General features: G+C 44.5%; 14 protein-coding genes. 7 read left to right on the top strand and 7 right to left on the bottom strand.

Annotated elements, in window-relative coordinates; translation table 11 throughout:
* The first annotated feature begins 83 nt into the window (after nt 1-83).
* The 3 genes from VF685_RS01465 to VF685_RS01455 all read left to right on the top strand — a co-directional run bounded on the left by VF685_RS01465 (nt 84) and on the right by VF685_RS01455 (nt 4,564).
* On the top strand, nt 84-2,249 hold the full coding sequence (locus VF685_RS01465; protein ID WP_205779736.1) for a malate synthase G: 2,166 nt from the start codon (nt 84-86) through the stop codon (nt 2,247-2,249).
* A 135-nt stretch (nt 2,250-2,384) separates the two neighbouring features.
* Nucleotides 2,385-3,827 carry an aldehyde dehydrogenase family protein gene (locus VF685_RS01460; RefSeq protein ID WP_286384788.1) on the top strand — a complete coding sequence of 481 codons (1,443 nt, stop codon included), beginning with the start codon at nt 2,385-2,387 and terminating at the stop codon, nt 3,825-3,827.
* 68 nt (nt 3,828-3,895) lie between these two features.
* Nucleotides 3,896-4,564 carry an SOS response-associated peptidase gene (locus VF685_RS01455; RefSeq protein WP_005177558.1) on the top strand — a complete coding sequence of 223 codons (669 nt, stop codon included), beginning with the start codon at nt 3,896-3,898 and terminating at the stop codon, nt 4,562-4,564.
* 23 nt (nt 4,565-4,587) lie between these two features.
* Here the strand turns inward: VF685_RS01455 and VF685_RS01450 are convergent, their stop codons facing one another.
* Nucleotides 4,588-5,052, bottom strand: coding sequence for a MarR family winged helix-turn-helix transcriptional regulator (locus VF685_RS01450; RefSeq protein WP_005177561.1), 465 nt, complete (start codon nt 5,050-5,052; stop codon nt 4,588-4,590).
* A gap of 992 nt (nt 5,053-6,044) precedes the next feature.
* Between VF685_RS01450 and VF685_RS01445 the strand changes: the two genes are divergently transcribed.
* Nucleotides 6,045-7,565, top strand: coding sequence for a TerC family protein (locus tag VF685_RS01445; protein WP_005177562.1), 1,521 nt, complete (start codon nt 6,045-6,047; stop codon nt 7,563-7,565).
* Between the two features lie 99 nt (nt 7,566-7,664).
* Here the strand turns inward: VF685_RS01445 and VF685_RS01440 are convergent, their stop codons facing one another.
* Nucleotides 7,665-8,522, bottom strand: a complete 858-nt coding sequence (locus VF685_RS01440; protein WP_168384125.1) for an alpha/beta hydrolase family protein — start codon at nt 8,520-8,522, stop codon at nt 7,665-7,667.
* A 117-nt stretch (nt 8,523-8,639) separates the two neighbouring features.
* Here VF685_RS01440 and VF685_RS01435 point away from each other — a divergent pair, with 117 nt between their 5' ends.
* Nucleotides 8,640-9,101: a hypothetical protein gene (locus VF685_RS01435; RefSeq protein WP_005177567.1), complete on the top strand. Its 462-nt coding sequence runs from the start codon at nt 8,640-8,642 to the stop codon at nt 9,099-9,101.
* Between the two features lie 84 nt (nt 9,102-9,185).
* Here VF685_RS01435 and VF685_RS01430 read toward each other — a convergent pair whose 3' ends face one another.
* A complete protein-coding gene (locus VF685_RS01430; protein WP_005177570.1) occupies nt 9,186-9,431 on the bottom strand; it encodes a hypothetical protein in 246 nt (81 codons plus the stop codon).
* A 489-nt stretch (nt 9,432-9,920) separates the two neighbouring features.
* Entirely contained in the window at nt 9,921-11,213 is a 1,293-nt protein-coding gene (gene brnQ / locus VF685_RS01425; protein ID WP_127799491.1) for a branched-chain amino acid transport system II carrier protein, read from the bottom strand.
* Between the two features lie 343 nt (nt 11,214-11,556).
* On the opposite strand from brnQ, the gene map reads away from it, so the two are divergent.
* Nucleotides 11,557-12,351 carry a type I methionyl aminopeptidase gene (map, locus tag VF685_RS01420; RefSeq protein WP_163170068.1) on the top strand — a complete coding sequence of 265 codons (795 nt, stop codon included), beginning with the start codon at nt 11,557-11,559 and terminating at the stop codon, nt 12,349-12,351.
* 222 nt (nt 12,352-12,573) lie between these two features.
* Here the strand turns inward: map and VF685_RS01415 are convergent, their stop codons facing one another.
* Complete coding sequence (locus tag VF685_RS01415; protein WP_286384791.1) at nt 12,574-13,473, bottom strand: LysR substrate-binding domain-containing protein; 900 nt, start codon at nt 13,471-13,473, stop codon at nt 12,574-12,576.
* 176 nt (nt 13,474-13,649) lie between these two features.
* Here VF685_RS01415 and VF685_RS01410 point away from each other — a divergent pair, with 176 nt between their 5' ends.
* Complete coding sequence (locus VF685_RS01410) at nt 13,650-13,985, top strand: hypothetical protein (RefSeq protein WP_005177579.1); 336 nt, start codon at nt 13,650-13,652, stop codon at nt 13,983-13,985.
* A 51-nt stretch (nt 13,986-14,036) separates the two neighbouring features.
* Here the strand turns inward: VF685_RS01410 and glnG are convergent, their stop codons facing one another.
* Nucleotides 14,037-15,512 (bottom strand): nitrogen regulation protein NR(I), encoded by a 1,476-nt coding sequence (gene glnG / locus VF685_RS01405; RefSeq protein WP_163141959.1) that lies wholly within the window; start codon nt 15,510-15,512, stop codon nt 14,037-14,039.
* The gene (gene glnL / locus VF685_RS01400; protein WP_005177582.1) at nt 15,499-16,608 is read right to left on the bottom strand and encodes a nitrogen regulation protein NR(II); all 1,110 of its coding nucleotides are present in this window, start codon (nt 16,606-16,608) and stop codon (nt 15,499-15,501) included. Before glnL ends, glnG begins: the two co-directional genes overlap by 14 nt.
* Nucleotides 16,609-16,634: the final 26 nt, after the last annotated feature.

The raw sequence follows: 16,634 nt of genomic DNA, 5'->3' as shown, positions 1-16,634 counted from the left end.
GCAATGTGATAATACTATTCAGCCAAATATAAATCGGTATACTAGAATCTCTTGTATAAAAAGTAGCAATATCAGGAAAGACAATGACTGCACGTATTCAAAAAGGCAAGTTAGCGATTGCTAAAGAACTTTACGATTTCATCGAAAATGAAGCATTACCAGGTTCTGGTTTAGACAGTGACACCTACTGGAAAAACTTTGAGCAAGTCGTTGTCGACCTTACGCCTAAGAACAAGGCATTGCTTGCCAAACGTGATGATCTGCAAGCGAAGATTGACGAATGGCATCGCAATAACACATTTGAACTAGAAGCTTACAAAGCCTTCTTGTCTGAAATTGGCTACTTATTACCAGAAGTAGAAGATTTTCAAATTACGACTGAAAATGTAGATGAAGAAATTGCATTACTGGCAGGCCCACAGTTAGTTGTCCCTGTACGTAATGCGCGTTACTGCCTGAACGCAGCCAATGCACGTTGGGGTTCTCTATATGACGCACTATACGGCTTTGACGTAATCTCTGAAGAAGATGGCGCAGAAAAAGGCAAAGGCTATAACCCGAAACGTGGTGAGAAAGTTATCGCATTCGCGAAAAACTTCCTGGATGAAACTTTCCCGTTGGCGCAAGGTTCACACGCAGATGCAACAAAATATGCGGTTGAAGGTAATGCATTGGTTGTTAGCCTGAAAGATGGCTCAACTACGACTGTTGCAGATGCTGCTAAATTTGTCGGTTATAATGGCGAAGCGGCTGCACCAACTGAAGTTGTGCTGAAAAATAACGGCCTGCATGTCATCATCCAGATTGATGCCAACAGCCCAATTGGCCAAAATGATGCTGCTGGTGTTAAAGACGTAGTTCTTGAAGCTGCAGTAACAACAATCCAAGACTTGGAAGACTCTGTTGCAGCGGTTGATGCTGAAGAAAAAGTAGAAGGCTACCGTAACTGGTTAGGCCTGATGAAAGGTACACTGGAAGAGTCGATTGAGAAAAATGGTAAAACCATTACCCGTAAACTCAATGCTGACCGTACCTTCAAAAATGTTGAAGGCGGTGAAACCAAGGTTCATGGCCGTTCATTGATGCTGCTTCGTAACGTAGGTCACTTGATGACCAACCCGGCGATTCTGGTCGATGGTGAAGAAATTTATGAAGGCATCATGGATGCATTGGTAACACCTCTGCTTACCGTGGCTGACATCCGCGGTGAAAACACGATCAAGAACTCGCGTAAAGGTTCAATGTACATCGTGAAGCCAAAAATGCATGGTCCAGAAGAAGTGGCATTTGCAGTTGAGTTGTTTGAACGTGCTGAACAGGCGCTAGGCTTACCTGCGAAGACTTTAAAAATTGGTATCATGGATGAAGAACGTCGTACTTCTGTGAACCTGAAGAACTGTATTGCACAGGCGAAAGACCGTACCATCTTCATTAACACAGGCTTCATGGATCGTACTGGTGACGAAATCCATACCTTCATGGAAGCGGGTCCATTCGTTCGTAAAGGCGAAATCAAAGGCCAAAAATGGTTCCCAGCGTACGAAAACCGTAACGTGATGGTCGGTCTGCAAACCGGTTTACGTGGTAAAGCACAGATTGGTAAAGGCATGTGGCCTAAACCAGACATGCTGCTAGACATGTACAAAACCAAGACTGAACATCCAGAAGCGGGCGCAAGCTGTGCATGGGTTCCATCACCAACAGGTGCAGTGGTTCACGCGATTCACTACCATCAAATTAATGTCGCGAACCGTCAGCAGGAACTGCTTGCGACTGAAGCGCTGCCATTAGATGACCTGTTAACGCCACCACTGGCAACAGACACCAACTGGTCTGACGAAGAGAAACTGAAAGAGCTTGAAAATAACTGTCAGGGTATCCTAGGTTATGTGGTTCGTTGGGTTGACCTGGGTGTGGGCTGTTCGAAAGTTCCAGACATCAACGATGTTGGCCTTATGGAAGACCGCGCAACTTTACGTATTTCTTCTCAGCACGTTGCTAACTGGTTACGTCACGGTATCGTCACGCGTGCACAGGTTGAAGAAGTGATGCAACGTATGGCGAAAATTGTGGATGAGCAAAATGCCAACGATCCACTGTACACGCCAATGGCAGCAGACTTTGCCAACAACGTTGCATTCCAGGCAGCGTCTGACCTGATCTTCAAAGGTGGCGAGCAGCCAGCAGGTTATACCGAGCCGCTATTGCACGCAGCACGTTTAAAATTAAAAGGCTATACAGGTGACTAATCCTGAATTTGCCTGATCTAAAAAAGCCTTCTTCGGAAGGCTTTTTTTATGGCAATAATTACACACCGAATAGCACTAGAACTTTCTGTGCAGACCTTTTAGAGTGAGGGAAATCATCAAAATCTGGAAGATGTTATGGGCGCGTATCAATTTCTTGATCAACAGTTTATTGCCGGTGAATGGATCAAGGGCACTTCAACCCGAATCCTGGACAATCTGAATCCTTATACCCAAGAAAGCATTTTAAAATTACAAGGTGCCAGTATTGTCGATGTTGACAGTGCCTATGCGGCGGCTTTGGAGTATGCCGCAAAGTGGGCAGACAGTTCAGCTGAAGCGCGAAAAAATCTGCTGCTGCGTGTGATTGAGATTATTCAGGCGCGTCGGGAGGAAATTATCGACTGGCTGATTCAGGAGTCGGGCAGTACCCGTTTAAAAGCCAATATTGAAGTCGATGCTGCAATAGGCATTTTAAAAGAAAGCTCGACTTTCCCGGAGCGTATGTTAACTCAGGAACTACCATCTCCCGATTCGACCCGTCAAAGCTATGCGGTACGTAAACCACTGGGCGTGGTGGCGGTAATTAGCCCATGGAATTTTCCTTTTCATTTAAGTATGCGTTCGGTGGCGGCGGCGTTGGCACTGGGCAACACTGTGGTACTGAAACCGGCCAGTGATACGCCAATTACCGGTGGCTTGCTGCTGGCGAAACTGTTTGAAGAAGCCGGTGCACCAGTGGGCAGCCTTAGTGTGCTGGCAGGTGCAGGTAGTGAAATCGGTGATTATTTTGTGGAACATGAAGTGCCGAAACTGATTTCCTTTACTGGTTCCACCGAAGTGGGCAAGCGCGTAGGGCAATTGGCAGTGGGCAGTCCGAATTTAAAACGGCTGGCGCTGGAGCTGGGCGGAAACGCACCTTTGGTGGTGCTGGATGATGCCGATCTGGACTTGGCGGTAGAACTGGCGGTGATGGGGCGCTTTTTGCATCAGGGGCAGATTTGCATGAGTACCAACCGCATTATTGTTGATGCAAAAGTGCATGACAGTTTTGTCGGTAAACTGGTTGAACGCAGTAAAAGCATTCCTTTTGGTGATCCGAATGAAGATACTACAGTGATTGGCCCAATTATTAACCGCGATCAGGTGCAGAAGATTCAGCATATTATCCAGCAAGGACAAGAGGCTGGCGCGACGCTGGTACTGCAAGGTGCCACGCGCGGTCATGTGATTCCACCGCATATTTTTATTGATGTTGACCCGGCGTCGAGTCTGGCGCAAGAAGAAAGTTTTGGGCCGGTACTGCCGGTGATTAAAGCGCAAAATGAAGCTGAAGCACTGATGCTGGCCAATGCCACACGTTTTGGCTTATCGAGCGCGGTCTGTAGCGCCAATATTGAACGTGCCAAAGCCTTTGCCTTAAAAATTGACGCTGGGATGACGCATATCAATGCCATTACCGTGGCGGATTATCCGAATGCGCCTTTTGGTGGCGAGAAAAATTCCGGTCTGGGGCGTTTTAATGGTCAATGGGTCTTAGAAGAGTTTTGTCGCACCCACTGGTTAACGCTACCTAGTTAAAGCGTAGGCGCAACTTAACCGCCTGAAGGCGTATAATAGAGCTGTCTAAACTGAGCAGCCATATTGCCATGTGTGCCAACTTTAAACCGCTTACGCCACAACAGCGACAGGATTTAAATCTCCCGGATATTCCTTTTGAATATGAAGATGAGGTCTATCCGGGCTATCACTTGCCGTTGCTGTTCAAATCTGAACAGGGACTGGAATGGCGTAAGGTGATGTTTGGTTTGGTACCCAAATGGGCGGAAGATAAGAGCATTGCCCATAAAACCTATAATGCCCGTAATGAAACCCTGTTACAGAAACCCAGCTTTCAGGAAGCGGTGCTGAAACGCAAGTTTGGGGTCATTCCGGTAACGGAGTTTTATGAGTCCAAATATATTGACAATAAACCGCAGCGCTGGGGCGTGCGCCGTAAAGATGGGCAGGCATTTTATATTGCGGCTTTATATGAAATTTGCAAAATTCAGGATGAGATTATTCGTTCCTGCACCATGATTACCATGGATGCAATTGACCATCCAATGATGAAAGACTTTCATGAGCCGGGCAATGTAAAACGTTCGGTAATTGTGATTCCACATGCACGTTTGCAGGAATGGCTTGGTCAAACTCAGCCGGATATTCAGCGTTTTGTCGAAGGCTTTCCGGTTGAAGAGTTTGAATGTTCGCATGTGCCAAAAATAAAAATCGAAAAAGTTAGTCCCCAACTGAACTTTTTCGATTCTTTGTCATAAGCAGTGTGCAGAATGCTGGATGATTAACGCGATAAGTTATTAAAAATATGACGCAAACTGTCCATCATTTTTTCAATCTGTAGCGGGGTTAAACCTTCAAAGGACTGTTCCAGTACCACACCGGTCAGGTCATTGATTTTTTCGGTCATGGCATGGCCCTGATCGGTCAAAATAACCCGGGTGATGCGTGCATCATCTTCACAGGAGTAGGTTTCCACCAGGCCTTCTTCTTTCAGGCGATAGACAATTTTGGTGGTGGTCGACATCTTTGATACCACCATGTCTGACAGGTCGGAAACGCTGGCATTCGGTTTGGCTTTTAGCGCAATCAGAATGCGGCGGCGTGAGTTATCCAGACCATATTTCTTGAGTGCATGATCGACATTTAACACATATTGAGCATGGACTTGGGTTACCCAGTAATAAGGAAACTGCTCAATATTGAAGTCTTCAGTAGAAGGCAGAAATTTGGAATATTTCTTGGTCATTTAGTTATTCCTTGCATTTTTAATTGTATTTGTGTGAAATCCCATCACATTTTATTTGAAATGTCATATGCTTAGCAAGTCGTTTTAATCGTATTCGTCAATAAAAGGCTCAGTCAAAGCGTTTTTATCGGGAGATCAGCTGGCTTAGACTGGGATAGTTAGGGAGAGATCATCCCTATTTTAGTCCTGATAAATGGTCACAATCTTCTGTGTAAACTTCAGTATTTCATCTTAAAGATGCGTATTTTTAAAGTGGTTTAGATGAGTAATGAGGATGAAGGTTTTATCCAGCAATCATTCTGCCTAAAACACCCCAAAGTCTTGTCTCCTAAAAAAACAACCATTTTCACTTGATCTTAATTGGCTGTTTTTTTCTGCTTGAAATAGCAACTGATAGAGCGTGACACCTCTCTCGCGCAGTACTTTGATAAACGTATATTTGTTGTATTGTCATATATTTTTATTCGTTATTTTTTGCATGAAAATGATCATGATGATGTTAAGAGTGAAGCATTGAGGTTAGGGACTTGCTTATCTTTCTTCAGGATTTACTTTCAAACCGTTTAAGTAAAAGTAACAAATTGAAAACTGGGCTACATTTATCTCAATACTAGAAATTTGAGTCTTTTAGATAGAAAAATAATATCTTGGAATTTATTTTTTAATAAAATAATAAAAATCAAATATTTATATTTAAGTTGTGAAATCTAGCCCCGATTTTTGCTCTGATTGCAGTCATTTATCTCTCTTTGGAAGTTTTAATAAAACCTGAAATTTAATTACAAACTTGTACTTTTTTTTTAAGCAGAAAACTTGGCTTAATTTAATCAATACAGGAATTTACCAAAAAAATTCCGAAAAAATGATTACAAAAATAGAAGATTATGCATAATGTTTTTATCTACAGTTGAAAAGGTTAAATTTATGGATCCGTCGCCGGGCCCAGGTCTACATTTCGAATTACACGCTAACCCTATCGGAGAGATGAACTAATGGAGTTTTTATTAGATCCGGGAATTTGGGTTGGTTTAATAACACTTATTATTTTAGAAATTGTTCTAGGTATTGATAACCTAGTCTTTATTGCCATTCTGGCAGAAAAATTACCTCCTGAGCAGCGTGATAAAGCCCGTGTGATTGGCTTGTCTTTGGCTTTGCTCATGCGTTTGGGGTTATTATTCGCAATCTCTTGGTTAGTCACCTTGACTCAACCGCTTATTTCGATATTTGATTTAACATTCTCAGGGCGGGATTTGATTCTCCTGTTCGGTGGTTTGTTCCTGGTCTATAAGGCTGTGACCGAATTACACGAGAAGATGGAAGGCAAGCCGGAAGTTAAAGTGACCACCAATGTGGTTTATGCCAGCTTCACCGCAGTGGTTGCCCAGATCGTAATTTTGGATGCCGTATTCTCTTTAGACTCTGTTATTACCGCAATTGGTATGGTCGACAACATCTATGTGATGATGGCTGCCATGATTGTAGCGATGGCGGTGATGCTACTGGCGTCTAAACCGTTAACGGCCTTTGTTAACCGTCATCCAACCGTGGTAATCCTGTGTTTAAGCTTCCTGCTGTTGATTGGTATCAGCCTGATTGCAGAAGGTTTTGGTTTCCACATTCCGAAAGGTTATATCTATTCAGGTATTGGTGTAGCCATTGCCATTGAAGCCTTTAACCAGTTTGGTCAGCGTAATGCGGCAAAACATGAAGCGAAAATTCCACTGCGTCACCGTACTGCAGATTCGATTCTGAAGTTAATGGGCGGTCGTATTGAAACTACGGACATGCATTCAAGCGAAGCACAAGAAACCTTTGCGCATGAAGAACGTTATATGATTGGCGGCGTATTAACGCTGGCAGAACGTTCGGTTGCGTCGATTATGACGCCGCGTAACCAGATTTCCTGGGTGAACATTGAAGATACACCAGAACAGATTCGTGAGCAGGTATTGTCGGTACCGCACAGTTTATTCCCGGTGTGTCGTGGTAGCCTTGACAAAGTCATCAGTATTGTTCGTGCCAAAGAGCTACTGGATGTGCTAGATGATGAAGAAGCCTTTAAGGCGCTGGTGAAACGTCACCGTCCAATTTACATTTTTGAAAAAATGAAAGTCATTGATGCGATCAATACTTTGCGTACTTCAAAAGGTTCATTGGTATTGGTGAGTGACGAGTTTGGTAATGTGCAAGGTCTGATTTCGCCGCTGGATGTGTTTGAAGCGATTGCCGGTGAGTTCCCGGATGCCGATGAACAGCCAGATTTAATCCGTGTTAACGAGACCACCTGGAAAGCGACCGGTATGCTGGACGTTTATCAGCTTGAGCTGGAACTGGGTATGCTGGATCTGGTGGAAGAAGATGCAGGCTATATTAGTGTTGCCGGCTTAATCTTGGATAAAACCCAGGGCGATGTACAAGTCGGTACGCATCTGGACTATCAGGGCGTACACTTTGAAGTCACCGAGCTGGAAGGTAACCGCATTAAAACCGTGATGATTACCTACGCTTAATTGCCAAAAGTTGGTAAATCAAAAAAGCCTCACTGATGTGGGGCTTTTTCTGTTCTGGTGTTTATTTAAAGCTCATCTTTTTTCAAGAGAGTTGCAGTTTTAGATACGTAACTCGGCCGCAATCACCGGCCACAGGTTCTGGTGAGAGCGTTTAAACATCAGCATATGACCAATTGTTTTATGACCATACTGCTGTGGTTTTAGTTCAATCATCCGGGTAGAAGCATTGGGATAAAGGCGCAGTAAATCTTTGACGTTGGCTTCAGTGGCAATTTCGTCATCGGAACTCCAGAGTACGCTCATCGGGCTACGGATGTCAGCATGAAAATCTTCAAATACACTTTTACCAATAGCATTGATCACATAACCGGGTTTGCCGCAAAACTCTGCCCATTGCCGGGCCACATTTTTCGGTAAATTTTCACCCATACCAATAGCCTGGGTCGGGCCATATCCATGGGTAATACGAGCAATTGGGAAAATGACCTGAAACATCAGCGGCGCCAGTAATTTGGTGCGTCCCTTAAGACCTTTGACATGACCAGTCGAACCCGATACCGCTACAACTTTGGCTACCTTGGCATGGTTGGGGCAAATCCCCAGCAGCTGGCCGCCAGCACTATGTCCCAATAAAATCACCTGTTCGGCCTGGCTCAGTTGCAATAGATGCTCGATGCCGGCTGCAATGTCCAGTTGGCCCCAATCGACAATACTGGCTTGCGAGTGCTTTAATTTCCCTTGTAAAGAGCCGCCAATACCGCGAAAATCAAAACTGAGCACGTCATAACCTTGCTGGCTTAACCATTCGGAAAAAGGATGATAAAACCCTTGCGTGATGCCAGTCGCGGGACAAATTAGAACAGGGTAAGGCTGCTTTTTAGCCTGATGGGTGTAGAAGCGCCCACTCAGCTGATAGCCATCTGCGCAGGTAATATGGACGGGGTCAAACGAAGTCATAGGATGAACATTAAAAAAAGTGAATGACTCTAATGTAAAGGAGTTTGCTGTGAATGCAGTTGCAATCTCTGACTTTGGGGTCATGCGGACAGGCAATTCAAATAAGGACAAAACGAAATGAATGCAATGGATCTTGATGTTGCGGTGAAAGGGGCGATTCTGGCCAGCGGTATATTTTTATGGGTGGGCATGCTGACCGGGGTATGGAAATACTGGCAGATTCGGCATTCACCACAGGCGCGTGCTCATTATTATGTCGATATTGCGCATCGTAGCAGTTTGCTCTATGCGCCGGCCAGTCTGATTCTGGCAGCCATGGCTTATTTTTCGGTATGGTCCACCGAACTGAATTTGCTACTGGTGGCAATTAACCTGTTTTTCTTTGCTTTTTCGATTTTGAGCTATGCACTGCATGGTTATTTAAAGGACACCACCAATCAGTTTAAAACTCCGCATCAGTTGGGTAAATGGCATCTGCCGAAAAGCTTAATGAGTCTGGCGATGTTGCTGCTGGTACTGGGTGAGGTGCTGGCCACCTTGCTACTGGTGGTGGGTGCGGGATTATATTTATGGGCTTAAGCGAGTGTTGCCAAGACGTATAAAAAATATTTATCTCATTCTGAGCAGATGGATGAAGGCTCATCCATCTGGGTCGGTTAAAAATTAAGAGTTGTGCTGATCGATGGGAGCCGGCTGTCGATATTTTTCATCGACCACAGCCCAAATATAGAAGGCGATACAGACGATTAGTGCGTACATAAAATATGCCGGTTTCAGGTTACCCTGAATCAATCCTTGAAAGACCAGCGTCAGCAGCAGTGCAAAGGTGGTGCTGAGGAAAGTCACTAAATTGTTATTTGCCTTCAGAGCGTTAATGAAGACTTGCTTATTGAAATGTAATGATAACATCTCCATCCCTCCTGTATTTTGATCAAAAACAGACTATTTTGATCGGATTAGTTTGTTTAGTTGTACTGCGAATTGCAGTGTATTTCAAGCGCCTATCGCAATATTTTGAAAGAACATAGTGTGTATAAATAAATGCTCAAATTCAGTTCATTTATTTACGGAATATTAGGGCATCACTGTAAAGAAGTGAGTAAAGATGTAGCATTATTTATGCCAGCTTAACAATAGGGCAGCTATTAGGCTTTGGTAGAAGGTATGCAAAAAGAGGGTAAAGAGCAGCATTGCGCTGAATTGAAGGGTTTCAGAGAATGAGGAGAAGCGAAAGTGGATGAGCTTACTTCAATTGACCTGGAAGTTGAGCAAGATTGAGCTAAACCAGACTGAAAGAAAGTGACACAATAAGAGTCAGTTTGGGTAAAACTTGACCATTATTGAGCAATTTAAAATCGGGTTTGGGTAAAACCAGACTTTAACGACTCGGGTTAAGGCTTAGTGTTTAACCTTGTCGATCACAATACAAATCAGCAGGACAATGGTAGATGGAATCAGCCAGGCCAGGTTTTGCGCGCTTAATGGTAAGTTCAGTAAAGCTTCAGGTAAAAAGCCATCTAGACCCGCTACTTTTAAGCCATCAATCACGCCAAAGAATAAGGCTACTGCGGTGACCGGACGAATTACACGCGCTGGAGAATGGAAGTTTTTCCAGAAAAAGCCCAGTAAGATCACTACAATCGCAGGTGGATAAATCGCGCTTAATACCGGCACTGAGAGTGCAATCAGTTTGGTCAGACCGAGGTTGGAAATCACCAGCGAGAAACCGACTAATACAAATACCCAAGTACGATACCTAATGCGGGTAATTTGCGAGAAGTATTCTGCACAGGCACAGGTCAGGCCAATCGCGGTTACCATACAGGCAATGAAAATCATGGCACTTAAGAACAGGGAACCTAAGTCACCAAAAGCATGTTGCACATAGGCATGCAGGATCACTGCGCCATTGGCTGCATTCGGTGCTACTTCATGACTGCCCAAGCCCAGTTTAAACAGGCTTAAATACACCAGGGTTAAACCGATACCAGAGATCAGTCCGGCAATCATGGCGTATTTGGTCATCAGCTTTTTATCGCTGACCCCACGCGAACGCATGGCATTAATAATCACAATACCAAATACCAAGGCACCCAGGGTATCCATGGTTAAATAACCATTGACGAAACCTTCAGAGACTGGACTGTTGATATAGTTATTAATGGCTGGCGGAATATGACCCGCGGGAATGAACGTTGCTGCAACACCCAGAATAATTAACGATAAAATTTTCAGGGGCGACAGGAAATAACCCACCGTATCCAGAATCTTGTTGGGATACAGCGCAACAATAGTCACTACAATAAAGTAGATCAGACTGTAAATCAGCAAGCTGCTCGGAGCTGCACCAAAATAAGAAGAGAAACCAATTTCATAAGAAACGGTTACGGTACGGGGAATGGCAAATAAAGGGCCTACCGCTAAATAACACACCACGGTCAAAATCAGACTGGCTGCTTTGCCCAGTGGCGAACTTAAAAGCTGGATCGAACCTTCTACACGAGACAGGGCAATAATGGTCAACACCGGCAAGCCCACGGCTGTAATTAAAAAGCCGAAAGCTGCTAACCAAACGTGTTCACCTGCCTGCTGTGCAACAATAGGCGGAAAGATAATATTGCCGGCACCGATAAATAGTGCAAAGGTCATTAAACCTAAGGCAATAATATCCCGTGTACGTAAACTCGTCATAAGGGAGATAGATCGGTTAAACAAAAGAAAGCGATTCTAGAACATGGCAACTGCTTTGGCTAATTTATTTTATAAATCTTATGAATTATTTTTATATCTTGGCTTGGGAAATTGATCGGGTTGTCAAAAATTAGTGAAACTATATTGTTGATTTAATTTTTAAAAGATGAAAACTGTTAAATATCAAAAGATAAATTTGAAAAAACAGTCAATAAATATAAAGGTTTTTAATTGTTGAATATTTAAGCAGTAGTGGGTTTGTGGCAGATGGAACCGCTTGTGATCAAACAAAAGTCACTGAAAAGGACTATACTAAGCAAATGTTTCATAGGGGATTTTAAGCATGAGAGCGTCTGCCGTATCGATTAAAACCGAGCAGGATTTAGAAAAATTACGTGTTTCAGGTCGTTTGGCTGCTCAGGTTTTGGCGATGATCGGGGAGCATATCAAGCCGGGTGTAACCACTGAATATCTAGATGACCTGTGCCATGACTATATTGTCAATACCTTGCAGGTGATTCCGGCCAATGTCGGCTATTGTGGTTATACCAAAACCACCTGTATTTCACCGAATGAAGTGGTTTGTCATGGTATTCCATCTGCATCGGTTGTGCTCCAAGATGGTGATATTATCAATATTGATGTCGCGGTAATTAAAGACGGCTACTACGGCGATACCAGTCGCATGTATTACGTTGGCACGATCAAGCCAGAAGCGAAAAGACTGGTGGAAACCACCTATGCGGCAATGGTCGCAGGGATTCATGCGGTGAAACCGGGTGCGACTTTAGGCGATGTTGGTCATGCAATTCAAACTGTCGCGCAGCAGGCCGGCTATAAAGTGGTGCGTGAATATTGCGGGCATGGTATTGGTAAAATTTATCATGAACAGCCAAGTGTACTGCACTATGGCCAGCCCGGTCAGGGGCTACAACTCAAGCCAGGTATGGTCTTCACGATTGAACCGATGGTGAATGCCGGCGGCTCCAGAGTCAAAGAACTCAATGATGGTTGGACCGTCGTGACCACCGACAAGTCACTTTCTGCACAGTGGGAACATATGATTGCCGTGACTGAAACCGGCTTTGAAGTGCTGTCGCCGTGGCCGGAAGGTACGGGGAGTTACCCTGAAATTTGATACGTGAATGCTTTCAAGTTAAGACTGTTAGATAAAAAAATTAGACTTTAGTTTTAAGCTCCTTGTTAAAAACTAAACAATCGCTATAATTTAAGTCAAAGATACTTGCTGTAGTTTCTTTGTTTTAACTTTCTTATTTTAGATTGTAATTTTCAAAGCTTATCTGTCTTAGATAAGCTTTTTTTTTTGCTGTTGAGTATCTGAAATCGTATGGGCGCTGTACTAAAGAATGGTCAGTTTTTCGACCAAATAGTCAATAAATACACGTACAGCAGGTAATAAACCTCTGCGTGAAGGGTAGACGGCGTGGAAAATGCCGTGAGGCGCATGCCAGTCGCATAAAACGCGAACCAATTCACCCGATGCAACATAATCTTCAACAATAGTGTCAGGCAATAGCACAATGCCGCAATTTTGTCGTGCCAATTGCGCCAACATCATTAAGTCTGAACCCATAACCATAGGATTGACCTTAATTTTTTTCGGTTGCTGTTGTTGATCATGCACAACCATGTATTGATCTAAATGCTCATCCGACATGCTTAAAATTTTATGATGACTTAAATCTTCAGGTTTTTTCAAATCACCAAATTCGTTTAAATAAGCTTGACTGGCAAATAAATGTTGTTCGATGTTGCTGAATTTGCGAATCACCAAACTTGGTTCGTCATCTAAATTTGAGCGGACACGCAGTGCAATATCAATCCCTTCGTTGACGATGTCGACACGACGGTTGCTGACAATTAGCTGTACTTTAATTTCAGGGTAGGCTTTCAAAAACTCAGGCAAGATTTTGGCAATTTCATTTTGTGCAATTGAAACAGGTAAGCTGACTTTAATTACACCACGCGGTTGAATACTTAGGTGATCGACCAAGTCGTGCGCGGCTTGGGCAGCATTCATCATTACTTGCGCATGACGATACACGTTCATGCCAATATCAGTGACGGCAAAATGGCGGGAATTACGCTGAATCAGGCGCACGCCCAAACGTTCTTCCAGATTGTGCACACGGCGGCTCAGTTTGGATTTGGGGATATCGGTTGCACGTTCTGCTGCGCTAAAACCGCCATGCTCAACCACCTGGGCAAAGCAGTAAAAATCATCGAGGTCCGAAAGCATGTGTAGTTATTCCATTTATGCAACGATAAGCAGATTAAATTATGATTGTTCTGGGCTGTCAATTTGATTTATGCGGTTTTTGCAGCGTCTCTTTTCGCCATTGTGATGTGTGGCGAGCTTAAGTTATGGCTACAAATCCTTTACACTAAGGATAAAGTCCATGAGATGATCAATACATGTCTTATCAACTGATTCAACAGCCCGATGCCGATGCCAACGTGATTTGTCCTTGCTGCCAGCAGGCGATTATTGACTGGTCACAAGAGCAGTATATTCAGCCCTGTGAGCATACGCTGTTTGTGGCGCTGGATTTGGGTTTTGAATATATTGCCGATGTATTTGAAGCAACCATGGCGCGTAGTGTCGATGAAATTCACGCACATGATGATCAGCTGAATATGTTTCAGGAACTGACCACAGCCAGCTTTCCGCATTATCTGATCATTCGCACCGATTTGGGCGTACAGGATTTATCGCGTTATATCGGCATTGCTGTACCAGAATCCAATTAAAAAAATAAGCTCCCGAAGGAGCTTATTTTTTATCATGAAGATGAGACTGGTTTAGCCTTCAACTTCTTCCTCAACATCATCATCAGCACTGTCCATGCCCAGTTCTTTCAGCTTGCGGGTCAGGGTATTACGTCCCCAGCCCAGCAGTTCAGCGGCATGGCGTTTGCGGCCACGGGTTTGTTGTAGCGCGGCATTAATCAGGGTGCGTTCAAACATCGGTGTGGCGATGTCCAGAATTTTCATTTCGCCGTTTTTCAGTTTCTGTACCGCCCATTGACCCAGCAGCTCATCCCAGTGATGGATTGAAACGCGATCTAAATGCAGATTGGCCGGTACATCGCCTGATTTTTCAATTGGAATCTGTTTCAGTTCCGAAGGTAAATCTTCCGGATAGACTTCACGGCCGGTGATCATGACGGTTAACCAGCGGCAGGTGTTTTCCAGTTGACGCACGTTGCCTTGCCAAGGCAATTGCTGCATATATTCCTGGGTTTCTGGACGCAAGATTTTCGGGCTCACGCCTAGCTCTTTACCGGCACGCGCCAGGAAGTGCTGCGCCAGCATTGGAATATCTTCACTACGATGCGCCAGTTTTGGAATGTGAATCCGGATCACGTTCAGACGGTGATACAAGTCTTCACGGAAACGGCCTTCGTGTACCAGCTTTTCCAGGTCTTGGTGCGTTGCTGCAACAATACGCACATTTACCTTCACCGGAATATGCCCACCGACCCGATAAAATTCACCATCTGCCAATACGCGCAATAAACGGGTCTGGGTTTCAAATGGCATATCGCCAATTTCATCCAGGAACAAGGTGCCGCCATTGGCCTGTTCAAAACGGCCCTGGCGCTGGGTGTTGGCACCGGTAAATGCACCTTTTTCATGACCAAATAATTCGGTTTCAATCAGGTCTTTCGGAATGGCGGCCATGTTGAGCGCAATAAACGGTTTGCTGCTACGCGGTGAATGGCGATGCAGGGCATGTGCCACCAGTTCTTTACCGGTACCCGATTCACCATTAATCAGTACGGTAATATGCGATTGTGATAAACGGCCAATGGCACGGAATACTTCCTGCATTGCCGGTGATTCACCAATAATTTCGGTCGACTGAATGGGCTGTGCGGTTTTGGCTGATTCCTGTTGCTGTAATTTGGTGATATGCAAAATGGCACGATTCACCAGCGCCAGCGCTTCATCAATATCAAACGGTTTTGGCAGATATTCAAAGGCGCCGGTCTGATAGCTCGACACTGCAGATTCCAGATCTGAATGTGCAGTCATAATAATCACTGGTAAATCCGGATAGCTGGCTTTGACTTTACCGAGGAAGGTCAGGCCATCAATACCCGGCATACGGATATCGGTCAGGATTACATCCGGTGCATCGACACCCAGTTGCTCCAGAGCAGATTGGGCTTCTTCAAAACTGGTGACGTCAAAGCCCTCTTCCTTGAAGGTTTTTTCCAGTACCCAGCGCATGGCACGATCATCATCAATTACCCAAATTTTATTTCGCGACATGGTTAGACTCCCAAGGTATATATAAGCTAAATATTGTTTTTCCTGGAACAGATTGGCACTCAATCATTCCGTTGTGTTGATGCATAATATTCTGTGCGATGCTCAGGCCCAGTCCGGTGCCTTTGGCGCGCGCCGTAACCAGCGGATAGAACACCGATTCAATAATTTCTTCCGGCACACCGGGGCCATTGTCTTCAATATCAACCCGCACCACCGAGCGGTGAATCACGCCATTAATGGTGACCAGGCGCTGAATACGGGTTCTTAAAATCAGTTCGGGTTGATGTTCTACAAAGAACTCCTTGTTTTCCATCATGGCCTGTACCGCATTGACGCTAATATTCAGCATGACCTGAATCAGCTGGTCACGATCCGCCATCACTTCCGGTAACGACAGGTCATAATCCCGGATGATTTTGACTTTTTTCTTGGTCTGGTTGGCAATTAGCGAGCGCACGCGTTCCAATGGTTCATGAATATTGACCAGTTCGTAACTCGGTAACTGACGTGAACCGAGCATGGTGTCGGCCAGATTTCTGAGCCGATCGACTTCATTAATAATAATGTCGGTAAACTCTGCATATTGAGAGTCATTCAGACTGCGCGCCAGTAGCTGGGTTGCACCGCGAATGCCGGCCAGCGGGTTTTTAATTTCATGCGCCACGCCGCGCACCAGCTGCCGCGCCACCTGATGCTGCTGAATCAGGTTTTCTTCTTTGGAAATTTTCAGCATCCGGTCAATCGGATTCAGCTCAATCAGCAATAAAGGATGATAGCTTTTGCCGGCATTCAGCTGCGAAGCGGTGTAATCGACATGAATGTCTTTAAAGTTGACATTAATGGTGGCTTCACGGCGGGTATAAGGCTGTCCGGTGCTTAAAGTATTCTGTAGTGCTTCGTAGGTATTAAATTCATCGGTCGGGAGATGCAGTAAATTCATTACCGGCTGTCCGGCAGCACGTAATAAACTGATATCAAACAGCGCCTCACAAGAGGAATTGAGGTAAAAAATATTCAGGTTGCTGTCAACCAGTAAAATGGCAGTGGTCAAATTGTCCACTAAAAGGCGATAGTCGATAGCCGGGCTTTGATCCATTAGCGGTGGCATCCTGTATTAAAATA

The organism is Acinetobacter sp. Brlt_5, assembly GCF_051949055.1.
Classification (GTDB): Bacteria; Pseudomonadota; Gammaproteobacteria; order Pseudomonadales; family Moraxellaceae; genus Acinetobacter; species Acinetobacter indicus.
Note: the sequence above shows the minus strand (reverse complement) of the source record. Positions and strands in the feature narration are given on the sequence as shown.